This is a genomic window from Rhodococcus sp. DMU2021 (assembly GCF_019641445.1).
GTDB classification, from domain to species: domain Bacteria; phylum Actinomycetota; class Actinomycetes; order Mycobacteriales; family Mycobacteriaceae; genus Rhodococcus; species Rhodococcus pyridinivorans.
In genome coordinates this window covers 299372-312092 of record NZ_JAIFKB010000003.1, presented here as the reverse complement: position 1 = coordinate 312092, position 12721 = coordinate 299372, and the positions used below count along the sequence as shown (strand labels likewise).

The window sequence follows — 12721 nt, the reverse complement described above, 5'->3', positions numbered from 1 at the left end:
GTCAGCTCGCCTCCTGTCGGGCGCGGGTACGGGTGTGCAGGTAGAGGTCCCTCAGAAGACAGACCTCGGACAGATGATGGATGAGTTCGCGGTGGATGTGCAGGACCAGCGCGCCCATCGGGTACTCGGCGTACGGTCCTTCGGCTTCACCGCACGGTCGGGCGAGTCCGTCTTCCCCGAGGGACTCGACGCCCGCAATCCACGTGGCGAGTTCGGCATCGAGCTGGGCGAGGGCCTCGTCCGCGGTCGCTGCGTACTCGAACGACATGTAGTCGGTGGCTGTGCGTCCGAAATGGCTCGCGTTGCGCATCGCCAGCACGCCGACGATCACATGCCCGAGCCGCCACGCAATGGTCGTGAAGGGCGGCGGATCCGGTTCGGGGACCGCGAAATCGATGGTCATCGCCCCGGCGCCTCCCAGTAGGGGAGCGGTGCCCGTCCCGCGCGGCCGAACACTCCAGCAGTCGAGTGCGGGCTCGAAGAAGTATTCGTCGTCGGTGAGGCCGTCGAGGCGACGGCGAACCGGATAGTCGAGTTGCTGTCGCAGTAGGTGGTTCCAGTCGAGTTCTGTCATGGCTCCAGGTTGGCGCATATTCCGGACAGCTTCGGTCCGTGATCCGTGCGACTATCGTCGTGTGACCGTCGAGTCGACCACCGAACGGGTTCTGAGGGTGCTTGCGCTGTTGCAGAGTCGCCCCTCGTGGACCGCTGACGAACTGGCTGCGGAACTCGGCGTGACCGATCGCTCGGTGCGCCGCGACGTCGATCGGCTGCGCGCCCTCGGCTATCCCGTCCGCGCGACCCCCGGTGTCGGCGGTGGTTATCAGCTCGGTGCCGGCACGAGACTGCCGCCGCTGCTCCTGCACGACGACGAAGCGATCGCCACGGCGGTGTCGCTGCGACTGGCGTCGGGCAGCACCATCGCCGGTGCCGCCGAGGCGGCCCTCCGCGCACTGGCAAAGCTCGATCAGGTGATGCCGCCGCGTCTGCGCGCGGAGGTGCGGGCGATCTACGGGGCCACCGAGACCGTCGTCGGCGCGGGCACCGAGATCGACGCCGACACGCTGCTGGCGTTGGCCCGCGCGTGCCGCGACGCGACCCGTGTGCGGTTCCGGTACACCACCCGGCAGGAGGCGGACGACGAGCGCACCGTCGAACCGGTGCGGATGGTCGCTGCCGGACAGCGCTGGTACCTCATGGCATGGGACGTCGATCGCGACGACTGGCGCACCTTCCGGCTCGACCGGATGCGCGACGTGTCCCTCACGACCTGGCGGTTCCGGCCGCGGCAGCATCCCGATCCGGTGTCGTACGTCCAGCGGTCCGTGACGGAGTCGCCCTACCGGTACATCGCGCGGATCCGCCTGCGGGCGGACGCCGACCAGGTGCGCGACATGGTGCCGCCGCAGGTCGGGCGGGTCGAGGACGACGAGGACGGGTGGTGCGTGCTCGTCGTCGGCGCGGACGACCCGGACTGGGTCGTGATGCACGTCGCGCGAATGGGTTTCGAGGCGGTCGTCCTCGAGCCACCGGAACTTCGGGCGGCCGCGGACCGGCTCGCGACGCACCTCGCCGCGATCGCCTCCCGCTCCGATCGGTGACGGGTCCTCGCGCACGCGACCTGCGGCATGGTTGTGTGGCGTGGTGACGGCGAAGTGGCTCCGGCTCGGATCGGACGTTCTCGGGTGGACGGCAACCGCGACAGGCGCGGTCGGTCTCGCGCTCCACTTCGGTAGGTGGTCGGCCCAACCCTTGGTGCTCGCAGCGTCCGGCGCGTCGTATCTGATGGCCGGTGCGGTGATCGGGCTGATCGCCTTGGCTGTCCGTCGACGCCTATTCGGGGCCCTCGTTGCGGGTGCGATTGCTGCGACTGCGGTCTGGACCCAGGCGCCTCTCCACGTCGCGACGGCTGCGGCCGGTGCGGGTCCCGATATCACCGTGATGCACGCGAACATTCTGTTCGACAGGGGTGCCGATCCCGAGGTCGTCGTGTCCCGGGTCCGGGACCGCGACGTCGACCTGCTCACGGTGAACGAACTCACCTCTGCGGGGGTCGATGGACTCACCCGTGCCGGTCTCGACGAGCTGCTGCCCCATCGGTATCTCGTCCCCGGAGAGTTGGCGTCGGGAACGGGGATCTGGAGCCGATTTCCGCTGTCGGACACCGTCGAACACGACGGATTCGTCTTCCGTCAACTCTCTGCGCTAGCGGACGTACCGGGGGCGGGACCGGTCGCGGTCCACGCGTTCCACCCGGTCCCACCGGTGTTCGATGCGCAGGACTGGGCTGCCGAACTGTCGCGGTTGCAGGACATCCTCGATCGATCTCCGGCCGACGTCCCCGCAGTCGTGGGCGGCGATTTCAACGCCACCTACGACCATGCGCAGTTCCGCGCGTTGCTCTCGGGGCGTTTCGCCGATGCCGCGGAGCAGGCGGGAGCGGGGGCGGTGCGTACCTATCCGACCGACAAACCCGGCCCGCCGCTGGTGGCGATCGATCACATCCTCGTCGGGAACGGGACGGCCGTCGCGTTCGATTCCGACGACCTTCCCAGGGCGGATCACCGTTCGGTGGTCGCCCGGATCCGGTTGGACCCCGGCGAGTGACGCCTCGGGATCAGGCCCCCCGCGAGCGAAGCCTCGCGATCAGGCCCCCCGCGAGCGAAGCCTCGCGATCAGGCCTCAGCGCCCATCGACTCGGCGAGGATCGGCCACGCCTTGCGCGGGTCGTCCTCCCAGTAACCCCACGAATGCGTTCCGTCGGCATCGAGTTCGGCCGTGACCGGGATGTCGAGCGCTTCGAGCCGGTCCACCAGCTGGTGCGTGCAGGCATTCGTGGCGGCCTCGATCGCTCCGCCTGCGACGATCTGCGTGGCGAACGATTCACCCGCCGCGCGTTCCTGACCGGGGACGTCGTACGTGCCGGGCAGACCGTTGCGGCTCGACAGGTACAAGGCCTTGCCGCGCAAGCCTTCCGCATTGAGGTAGACGTCGTGCTCGGCCCAGCGCGGACCCGTCGGCCGGACCCCACATGCTCTCGACGTCGCCCTTGCCGCGGCGCTCGACGACGAGCCTCACGTACAGCTGACCGACCGGATCACTGGTGCGCACGCATCCGCTGAGGGATGCGACGCCGGAGTACAGGTCGCCCCTCCGGATCGCGAGGTCCAGCGCGGAGCCGGCACTCATGGACATCCCGATGATCGACTGCTTGCCGTCGGTGTCGAGCAGTTCGTCGACGACGGGCGGCAGTTCCTCGAGGAGGAAGGTCTGCCACTGGTTGCGACCGAGAACCGGATCGTCGAGATCCCAGTCGGTGAAGTAGCTGAAGTTGCCGGTGGCGGAGATGACCACGTTGACATTCTTGTCCGAGAAGAACTCGGCGATGTCGCTGCTCTCCATCCACCCGGTGCCGTCGATCACACCGACACCCGCGCCGCCGAGGGCGTAGACGACCGGCCGCGGCTCGCTCGGATCGGCCGGACGCAGGACGTCCAGGGGGATCACGGTATCCACGGCCGGGGAATAGACGCGGACCGTCCAGTGCTGGTCGGTCACCTCGTCGACGCCCTCGACGGAGGCGGTGGCGGGCTCGGCGTCGGGTTGCTCGGGATCGGCGTGCGCGGTGGCGGTGCCGAACACGAGCGACGAGAGGCCTGCGAGACCGACCGCAAGGCTGCGGAAGCCACGACGGGACACGACGGATCGACGCACGGATGAACGCCTCGACTCGAAGTGATGCCGAGAGTCGTCCCCCGCGTTCGACCCGCTGAGCTGGACAGTACCTTCCTCCGGTTGCGAAAAGTGCCTCGGGGTGCTGTGATTCCGGCCTCGCGGTGTCCCTGGGGCGAGTTCGGCCACCGCACTCGGGATCTCGTGCGGCGACCGAACTTTCGTGCGGTTACGTGGTGCTCGGAGTGACAGGATCGATGCGGCTGCGGTGCCGGGGCACCGTGGACTTGGGCGAGGCCCACCTTCGGCTCGCCCGGAATCTGCCGCTCTCCGGCCGGACCGCGCAGCTGCAACACCAGTTCGTGGACCTGGCGGATGCCGGAGACGTCGACGGGTTCACCGTTGACGATGAGACCACCCGTCGGTGTTCGCAGGGAGGGATCCGCCGATCTCGGTGGCTCCCTCGACGCCCTCGGGGCCGATGCCGACGCCCTCGAAGGCGGCCTTGGCTGCGTAGACGGTGGGGGAGACGTCCTCCTCGACCGACGCCCACGTCACACGGACCTCGTACGCGCCGTAGGTGCGCGTGCGAATCGCGTTGGAGCGCAGGTAGACCGGCGTTTCGGTAGTGTGCTTCGACACCAGATCGCCGCGGCACATGATCACCGCTGCGGCAGCCTCGTCCGGCGCGCAGAACATCTTCGCCGTGAGCGGGTAGTTGAGCATCGGCGACGACAGAATGTCGTCGATGTTGAACTCCATGCGGCGGAAGGTATTCGGGTTGAGGCCGCCGTTGCGGTAGTTCTTCGCCGCGACCCGTGCGAGCGTCTTGTGCGAGATGTTGTGGTCGATGGCGTAGCGGTTCGCCTTCATGCCGAAGAACTTGGTGGTGACGAACTGTCCGTTCTCGGCGTACCAGGCGGGCAGACCGAGCATGGCGGGATCGGCGGTGAAGCGGACGTCGCGCACGTGTTGAACACGTTGGTGAAGGGAATGCCGGTTGGCGCCGAATCTACCGAACGGGTGAAGGCCCACCCCGATGATGGCAACGTCGTTCACGATGTCGGGAACTCCTCGATGGGATGTGTGCGGATCAGATCGGCACGAAGCCCTGCGTGGTCCATGCCACGAGCGTGCCGCGACGCGGCAGCAGCAGCTCCGAGAAGTTCGCCCCGCTGCACCGGGGGGCAACGCGGCTGGGTGGGCCATGTGGTCGCGGAGCAGTCGTCGCAGCGGCTGCCGATGAGCTGCGGGTTCTCTGCCGGCCACGTGGATACGTCGGGCGCGAGCGCCTTCGTCGTCATGGTTCGTCCTCCGTTGTCCGATGCCGATGCGGCGGCCCTCGCCGCGGTCGAACATGAGGATCACGCTCAGAAACGGCGCCTCCGGCGGGGCGGAGGCTTGCGCCGGCCCGGCCTCGAGTGGCGCCGGTGCTCCTCCGGGGTCTGGGCACCCGTGCGGTATTCGTCGAGCACCTTCCGCATCGCAGCGATCGCGCGCTCCCGGGTGCGCGGGTCGTCGATCTCGAGCAGCTGGTCGCGCAGACCGGTAGCGAACTCGGCGTACTCGTTCTGCCAGTCGCGGCCGACGTGCACCGGCGCCGGGGGTGCGACCGTGGCGATGTGCTCGGGCGGACCGCCCGCCACGAGCCGGTATCGGGCGCCGATCTCCGGGACGACCACGTTCAGTCCGGCATCGAGGTCGTGCAGCGCCGCCGTGAAGGCGGCGAGCGCATCGGGTTCTCCGTGGTCGAGGAAGACTGCACCGGAGATCGGCGCGCGTTGCCCGACCCATTGCACCAACTCGCCGCGATCGGCGTGCGCGGAGTAGCTGTCGATCCGCCGGATCCGTGCCCCGACATCGATGTCCTCACCCGAGATCCGGACCTTCGAGGCACCCTCGAGGATCACCCTGCCGAGCGTGCCTTGCGCCTGATAGCCGACGAAGAGCACCGTCGAGTCGGGGCGGGCGAGGTTGTTCCGCAGGTGGTGCCGAACCCGTCCCGCCTCGCACATCCCGGAGGCCGCGATGATGATCGCGCGATCGTAGCTGTCGATCCGCATCGATTCCTCGGCCTCGGTGGTGTACCGGATGCCCGGATGGCGGAAGACGTTCCGGCCGTCGAGATCCTCGAGTTCTCCGGCATGTGCGGCGAAGACGTCGGTCGCGCGGATCGCCAGCGGGGAGTCGACGAAGACCGGCACCCCCGGAATACGCTCGTCATCGAGCAGATATCCGATGTCGAGCAACAACTCCTGGGTGCGTTCGAGCGCGAACGACGGCACGATCAGGTTGCCGCCCCGCCCGAGTGCCTCGTTCACCTCCCGGGCGAGGAGGTCGCGGCGCTCGGCGATCGTGAGTCGAGGGCGTGAGCGGTCCCCGTAGGTGGATTCGCAGACGACGTAGTCGAGTCCGGTCGGACCTTCCGGATCGGCGTGGAAGGCCTTCTGTTCCGGCCCCAGATCCCCCGAGAACAACATCCGCACACCGCCGGCCTCGATCTCCGCCGAGGCCGATCCCAGGATGTGTCCGGCATTCCACAGGCGGACCCGGAAACCGGGCGCCGGTTCGAACCACTCCTCGAGCGGTATCGGCCGGGCGCGCGAGGCGGCGAGCCGGGCGTCCTCCTCGATGTAGATCGGGTGGAATTCGGCGCGGTTCGCGCGGTCGCGTCGCCGATTGCGGCGCTGGGCCTCGAACTCCTGGATGCGAGCCGAGTCGGCAAGCATGAACGAGAGCAATTCCGCTGTGGGGGCCGTGCAGAAGATCGGGCCGTCGAAGCCGCGGGTGACGAGCTTGGGGAGCAGGCCGCAATGGTCGATGTGGGCGTGGGTGAGGATCACGGCGTCGACCGACTCCGGGGGGAACGCGAACTCTGCGACGTTCAGGTTCTCGAGGCTGCGGGAGCCCTGGAACAGTCCGCAGTCGATCAGGATCCGTGCGTCGCCGAGTTCGACCGTCGCGCACGAACCGGTGACGGTTCTCGCCGCCCCGTGGAAAGTGAGTTCCGGATTGTCGGACACGGCATCTCCTCGGACGCTCGGGCGGTGGTGACCCGCGGGACTGCCTCTCACCGTATCGAGCGCGGGTGTCCCACCGGACCGGGAAAGTATGTAGAACCTGTTCCAATTCTGTGCGATTGTGGCTATCGTCACGTGCACAACCGGCAATGCGATGGAAGGCGAGTCAGATGAAGACCAAGGGTGCAGTGCTGTGGGGCATCGACGAACCGTGGTCCGTCGAGGAGATCGACCTCGGCGATCCCGTCGCGGGCGAAGTGCAGATCCGCATGGAAGCCGCCGGCATGTGCCATTCCGACCATCACATCGTCACGGGCGCAACCCCGATGCCGTCCTTCCCCGCCATGGGTGGTCACGAGGGCTCGGGCGTGATCACCAAGGTCGGTGAGGGTGTGGTGGGTCTCGAGGTGGGCGACCACGTCGTGCTGTCCTTCATCCCTGCGTGCGGACGGTGTCCGTCCTGTTCCTCGGGGCACTCGAATCTGTGCGACCTCGGGGCGGGACTGCTCGGCGGCCAGGCGATCTCCGACGGCACCTACCGCATTCAGGCCCGCGGCGAGAACGTGATCGCGATGTGCCTCCTCGGCACCTTCTCGCCGTACATGACGGTCAACCAGAGCCAGGTCGTCAAGATCGACAAGGACGTACCCTTCGAGCTCGCGGCGCTGGTCGGCTGCGGCGTGCCCACCGGCTGGGGTTCGGCGACGAACATCGCCGAGGTCAAGGCCGGCGACTCGGTCGCCATCATCGGCGTCGGCGGTGTCGGCATGAGCGCTCTGCAGGGCGCCGTCGCCTCGGGTGCGCGCCACGTGTTCGCGATCGACCCGGAGCCGTGGAAGCGGGAGCAGGCGCTCAAGTTCGGTGCCACCCACACCTACGCCTCCATCGAGGAGGCCATCGTGCCCATCATGGAGATCACGTGGGGCCGCATGTGCCACTCGACGATCATCACCGTGGGCGAGATGAAGGGCGAGCTGGTCGATCCGGCACTGACACTCACGGCCAAGGGCGGCCGGTGCGTCGTCACGGCGATGGGCTACATGTCCGACATGGACGTCAAGCTCAACTCGTTCCTGCTCTCGATGCTGCAGAAGGACCTCAAGGGCAACATCTTCGGTGGCTGCAACGCGCGGGTGGACATCCCCAACCTGCTCGACCTGTACAAGTCCGGTCAACTGAACCTGGCCGACATGGTCACGCGCACTTACACCCTCGAGCAGATCAACGACGGATACCGGGACATGCTCGAGGGCAGGAACATCCGCGGCGTCATCCGCTACACCGAAGCCGACTGGTGACCGGTACCGACCGGTGACCCCGCCGGGCCGTCTCGTAGGCTGATCGCGTGCACAGCCTCGATCTGCTCAGCGACTGGCCTGTCGACCGTTCCGCCGCCGCGGTGGTGACCCGCGACGGCGGAACGGTCGCGTCCAGGGGAGACCTCGACGAGGTCTTCCCACTCGCATCCGTGACGAAGCCGCTCGTGGCGTACGCCGCGCTGGTGGCCGTCGAGGAGGGCGCGATCGAGCTCGACCAGCCCGCGGGCCCCGCGGGGTCGACGGTGCGCCACCTGCTCGCCCACGCCTCCGGTCTGGCGTTCGGTGAGCGCACCGTGCAGACCGAACCCGAACGCAAGCGGATCTACTCGAGTGCGGGCTTCGAGGTGCTCGCCGAACTCGTCGAGACGGAAACCGGTATCGAGTTCCCGGAATACCTCCGGCAAGCGGTCTTCGAGCCGCTCGGCATGCCGTCCTCGTCCCTGCCGGGGCCGGCGGGTCACGGGGCGCAGTCGTCGGTCGCCGATCTCGCACTGTTCGCGCGCGAGCTGCTCGACCCCGTGCTGGTCTCGCACGAAACCCTCACCGAGGCGACCAGCGTGCAGTTTCCGGGTCTGAACGGACTCGTGCCCGGCTACGGGATGTTCAAGCCCAACGACTGGGGTCTCGGATTCGAGATCCGGGGCGAAAAGAACCCGCATTGGACCGCCACCGGTAATTCACCGCGCACTTTCGGTCATTTCGGTCAATCGGGCACCTTCATTTGGGTAGATCCCGAAATTTCCGTCGCCGCTGTGGTACTTACTGATCGTGCGTTCGGAGACTGGGCGAAACCGCTCTGGCCTGCCCTCGGAGACGCGATCATCACCGAATTCACATGAACCTCTCTGGTTCGCTGGCGAAACACACGCCACACGGGCACACTTGTACGCAGCCTGCATGGAGAAGCCTTGATCGACGAAGGTCGTTGGGGAAGACGTCCTGGTCGAACCGGAGGTGAATGTATGCGCGCATCCAACCAATTCGCGGATGCCACGGCGGGGGTGATCTATGTCCACTCCTCACCGGCGGCCGTGTGCCCGCACATCGAATGGGCACTGGCCGACATCCTCGACTGCCGGCCCGATCTCTCGTGGACGGGCCAGCCCGCCGCACCGGGGCTGCTGCGCACCTGCGTCGACTGGGTCGGGCCCGTGGGCACGGCCGCGCGACTGGCCGACGTGCTGCGGTCGTGGCCGATGCTCCGCTTCGAGATCACCGAGAATCCCAGCGAGGGCGTCGACGGCGAACGTTTCAGCTACGCCCCCCGACTGGGTCTGTGGCGCGGGTGCACCAGCGCCAACGGCGACATCGTCGTCGGAGAGATGCGTCTGCGCGCCATGCTGTCCTCCGCCGATGTCACGAGCGAACTGCACCGCGCCCTCGGAACGGCATGGGACGAAGAGCTCGAGCCGTACCGCAGCGGCGACGAAGGCGCGCAGGTGACGTGGCTCCGCCGGGACGTCGGCTGACCGCGGTCCGCCGCCCCGGCGACGCGACCGGAACGCACCCCACATCTTCCTGATACGAGAACACCGGCACCGCTCCGAGGAGCGGTGCCGGTGTTCTCGTGCTGTGTCCGGATCAGAGCGGAATATTCTTGTGCCGTCCGCGAACCGCGGGTGCGGCGGCGAGCGCGGCGGCCAGGGTGCTGCGCGTGGTGGCGGGATCGATCATCTCGTCGACCACACCGATGGCCATCGCACGACCGACGCCACCGGCGATCGCCTCGTGTTCGGCGGCGAGACGGTCGTGCAGCGCCTCACGCTCTTCCTCGGGAGCCGCGGCGAGGGCCTTCTTGTGGAGGATGCCCACAGCGGCCTTCGCGCCCATCACGGCCACCTCGGACTCCGGCCACGCGTAGACGGCGGTGGCCCCGAGCGCCCGGGAGTTCATCGCGATGTACGCGCCGCCGTAGATCTTGCGCGTCACCAGCGTGACACGGGGAACCTTCGCCTCGGCGAACGCGTGGAGCAACTTGGCGCCGCGTCGCACGACACCCTCCCACTCCTGGCTCACACCGGGAAGGTAACCGGGAACGTCGACGATGACGACGAGCGGAACACCGAAGGCGTTGCACATCCGCACGAAACGCGCTGACTTCTCGGCGCTCTCGGAGTTGAGGCAGCCGCCGAGGCGCAGCGGGTTGTTGGCGATGACCCCGACCGTGCGGCCGCCGAGACGGCCGAAGCCGGTGACGATGCTGCGGGCCCAGCCGGCCTGCAGTTCCTCGAAGGAGGGCTCGCCGTCGACGTTGTCGAGCAACTGGTGGACGATCGGCCGCACGTCGTATGCGCGTCGCGGCGACGCGGGCATCAGCGCCCGCAGGTCGGTGTCGCCGAGTGTCGCTGCGACGACGTCGAATTCGCCCTGATCGGCCAGCATCGACACCAGGCGGCGGGCCCGGTGCAGGGCGTCGGCCTCGTCGTGCGCGGCGATGTGCGCGACACCGGACTTCTTGGTGTGCGTGTCGGGGCCGCCGAGCGACTCCATGTCGACCTGCTCACCGGTGACGCTGCGGACCACGTCCGGTCCGGTGACGAAGACACGGCCCTCGGGGGCCATGATGACGATGTCGGTCAGGGCCGGGCCGTAGGCGGCACCGCCGGCCGCGAAGCCGAGAACGACGGAGATCTGGGGGATCAGACCGGACGCGCGGACCATGGCCTCGAAGACCAGGCCGACGGCGTGGAGGGCTTCGACGCCCTCGGCCAGACGCGCGCCACCGGAGTGGAAGATGCCGACCACGGGGATCTCGTGGTCGATGGCGTGGTCGATGGCGGAGACGATGTGCTTGCATCCCTCGACGCCCATGGCTCCGCCCATGACGGTGGCATCGGAGCAGTATGCGACGGTGCGGATGCCGTCGACCTCGCCGACGGCGGCGAGGACGCCCGACTTGTCGCGGGTGTGCAGCAGTTCCAGGCTGCCCGGGTCGAACAGTTTCTCGAGACGGGCCAACGGATCTCTCGGGTCCACCGTCGTCTCACGCGGGGTGGCTGGATCCAGGATGGTCATCGGGTGCTCCTCGGGCAGACGCGGTGGTGGTGGGCTGCGGTGGGGGCTCCGGGTGGAGCCCCCACCGCATGGGGCGCAGCGGCGTCGACGGTCAGGCGCGACCGAATGCGAGCGCCACGTTGTGCCCACCGAAACCGAACGAGTTGTTCAGCGCGAAATCGATCCGGCCGGAACGTGGTTCGCCCTTGACCACGTCGAGATCGATCTCTGGATCCTGGTTCTCGAGATTCAGCGTGGGCGGGATGACCCCGTCACGCAGAGCCAGGACCGTGAGTACTGCTTCGAGTGCACCCACCGCACCGATCGAATGACCGAGCGCGGACTTGGGGGCGTAGATCGCGGCGTGGTTGCCCACGGCCGCGTTGATGGCCTTGGCTTCGGCCACGTCGCCGATCGGGGTGGCCGTCGCGTGCGCGTTGACGTGCCCGATGTCGGCCTTGGTGAGCCCGGCGGTCTCGATCGCTCGCCGCATGGCCCGAGCCGCTCCCGTACCTTCCGGATCGGGGGCGACGATGTGGTAACCGTCGGAGGTGATGCCGGCGCCGAGGATACGAGCGTGGATGGTCGCTCCGCGTGCCTTGGCGTGCTCCTCGCTCTCGAGGACCATCAGCGCGCCGGCCTCGCCGAAGACGAAACCGTCGCGGTCCTTGTCGAACGGACGCGAGGCGCCCTTCGGGTCCTCGTTGCGGGTGCTCAGCGCCCGCATCATCGCGAAGCCCGCGGTGGCGACCGCGTCCAGCTGACCCTCGACACCACCGGTGACGACGATGTCGGCGTCGCCGAAGGCGATCATGCGGAACGCGTTGGCGATCGCCTCGGATCCGGACGAGCACGCCGAGACCGGGGTGATGACCCCTGCGCGAGCACCGAGTTCGAGCCCGACGGTGGCCGACGGTCCGTTCGGCATGATCATCTGCACCGCGAAGGGCGAGACCTTGCGGTAGCCGCCGGCACGGAGCTTGTCGACGGCGTCGATGAGCGACTCGCCGCCACCGAGGCCCGTACCGATGACCACACCGAGACGGTCCTGGTCGACCTCGGGGCTGCCGGCGTTCTGCCAGACGGTGCGCCCGAGGGTGAGCGCGAGGCGCTCGACGAAGCTCATGCGACGGAGTTCCACCCGGGACAGTCCCTCGTCGGGGCTGACCTTCAGGGTTCCGCCGATGCGCACCGGGAGGTCGAACTCGTCGACGAATCCGCCGTCGATGGTGCCGATCCCGCTCTCACCGGCCAGCAGTGCTTTCCAGGTGGCGTCCACGTCGCCGGCGATCGACGTCGTAGCCGCGAGGCTGGTGACGACGACGTTGCGGAGTGCCCGAGGAGAAGGGGAGGTCACAGCAGAACTCATTCGTTGTCGTTCGTGGCCTGAACGCCTGCGGCCTCGAGCTTCTGGATGTAGTTCACGGCGTCACCGACGGTGCGCAGACCGGCGAGATCCTCGTCAGGGATCTTCACGCCGTACTTGTCCTCGGTCTGGACGGCGATCTCGACCATGGACAGCGAGTCGATGTCGAGGTCGTCGACGAAGGACTTGTCGACGGTCACCTCGGAGGGCTCGATGCCGGTGACCTCTTCGATGATCTCCGCGAGACCGGCGATGATTTCTTCCTGGGTGGCGGCCACGATGTGGCTCCCTTCTCGATCTGTCGACTATGTCGTTCGAAACCGGCCGGATGTTTCCGGTCGGGGGTCCGG

General features: G+C 68.0%; 12 protein-coding genes and 2 pseudogenes. 5 read left to right on the top strand and 9 right to left on the bottom strand.

Annotated elements, in window-relative coordinates:
• Position 1 precedes the first annotated feature (1 nt).
• Positions 2 to 574: a DinB family protein gene (locus K3M35_RS07435; protein ID WP_138843632.1), complete on the bottom strand. Its 573-nt coding sequence runs from the start codon at positions 572 to 574 to the stop codon at positions 2 to 4.
• A gap of 61 nt (positions 575 to 635) precedes the next feature.
• Between K3M35_RS07435 and K3M35_RS07430 the strand changes: the two genes are divergently transcribed.
• Positions 636 to 1601: a YafY family protein gene (locus tag K3M35_RS07430; protein WP_006554452.1), complete on the top strand. Its 966-nt coding sequence runs from the start codon at positions 636 to 638 to the stop codon at positions 1599 to 1601.
• Positions 1602 to 1641: 40 nt separating this feature from the next.
• Entirely contained in the window at positions 1642 to 2607 is a 966-nt protein-coding gene (locus K3M35_RS07425) for an endonuclease/exonuclease/phosphatase family protein (RefSeq protein ID WP_024101336.1), read from the top strand.
• Between the two features lie 68 nt (positions 2608 to 2675).
• Here the strand turns inward: K3M35_RS07425 and K3M35_RS26090 are convergent, their stop codons facing one another.
• The 5 genes and pseudogenes from K3M35_RS26090 to K3M35_RS07405 all read right to left on the bottom strand — a co-directional run bounded on the left by K3M35_RS26090 (position 2676) and on the right by K3M35_RS07405 (position 6695).
• On the bottom strand, positions 2676 to 2954 hold the full coding sequence (locus K3M35_RS26090; protein ID WP_230810182.1) for a hypothetical protein: 279 nt from the start codon (positions 2952 to 2954) through the stop codon (positions 2676 to 2678).
• A complete protein-coding gene (locus tag K3M35_RS26085; RefSeq protein WP_308257067.1) occupies positions 2884 to 3714 on the bottom strand; it encodes an alpha/beta hydrolase-fold protein in 831 nt (276 codons plus the stop codon). The genes K3M35_RS26090 and K3M35_RS26085 overlap by 71 nt, the downstream gene beginning before the upstream one ends.
• A gap of 201 nt (positions 3715 to 3915) precedes the next feature.
• Positions 3916 to 4731, bottom strand: a pseudogene (locus K3M35_RS07415) (thiolase family protein); the annotation flags it as partial.
• 40 nt (positions 4732 to 4771) lie between these two features.
• Positions 4772 to 4976: pseudogene (locus K3M35_RS07410) on the bottom strand (Zn-ribbon domain-containing OB-fold protein); the annotation flags it as partial.
• A 66-nt stretch (positions 4977 to 5042) separates the two neighbouring features.
• Positions 5043 to 6695: an MBL fold metallo-hydrolase gene (locus K3M35_RS07405; RefSeq protein WP_220666215.1), complete on the bottom strand. Its 1653-nt coding sequence runs from the start codon at positions 6693 to 6695 to the stop codon at positions 5043 to 5045.
• Positions 6696 to 6862: 167 nt separating this feature from the next.
• Here K3M35_RS07405 and K3M35_RS07400 point away from each other — a divergent pair, with 167 nt between their 5' ends.
• The 3 genes from K3M35_RS07400 to K3M35_RS07390 all read left to right on the top strand — a co-directional run bounded on the left by K3M35_RS07400 (position 6863) and on the right by K3M35_RS07390 (position 9480).
• A complete protein-coding gene (locus tag K3M35_RS07400; protein ID WP_019289833.1) occupies positions 6863 to 7990 on the top strand; it encodes an NDMA-dependent alcohol dehydrogenase in 1128 nt (375 codons plus the stop codon).
• Between the two features lie 47 nt (positions 7991 to 8037).
• The gene (locus K3M35_RS07395) at positions 8038 to 8850 is read left to right on the top strand and encodes a serine hydrolase (protein WP_220666214.1); all 813 of its coding nucleotides are present in this window, start codon (positions 8038 to 8040) and stop codon (positions 8848 to 8850) included.
• Positions 8851 to 8973: 123 nt separating this feature from the next.
• Positions 8974 to 9480, top strand: a complete 507-nt coding sequence (locus tag K3M35_RS07390; protein WP_006554444.1) for a DUF3145 domain-containing protein — start codon at positions 8974 to 8976, stop codon at positions 9478 to 9480.
• Positions 9481 to 9592: 112 nt separating this feature from the next.
• On the opposite strand, the gene K3M35_RS07385 is transcribed toward K3M35_RS07390, so the two are convergent.
• The 3 genes from K3M35_RS07385 to acpM form a co-directional block, all read right to left on the bottom strand.
• The gene (locus tag K3M35_RS07385; protein ID WP_220666213.1) at positions 9593 to 11026 is read right to left on the bottom strand and encodes an acyl-CoA carboxylase subunit beta; all 1434 of its coding nucleotides are present in this window, start codon (positions 11024 to 11026) and stop codon (positions 9593 to 9595) included.
• A gap of 91 nt (positions 11027 to 11117) precedes the next feature.
• A complete protein-coding gene (locus K3M35_RS07380) occupies positions 11118 to 12374 on the bottom strand; it encodes a KasA/KasB family beta-ketoacyl-ACP synthase (protein ID WP_162836414.1) in 1257 nt (418 codons plus the stop codon).
• Complete coding sequence (gene acpM, locus K3M35_RS07375) at positions 12371 to 12649, bottom strand: meromycolate extension acyl carrier protein AcpM (RefSeq protein WP_006554441.1); 279 nt, start codon at positions 12647 to 12649, stop codon at positions 12371 to 12373. The genes K3M35_RS07380 and acpM overlap by 4 nt, the downstream gene beginning before the upstream one ends.
• Positions 12650 to 12721: the final 72 nt, after the last annotated feature.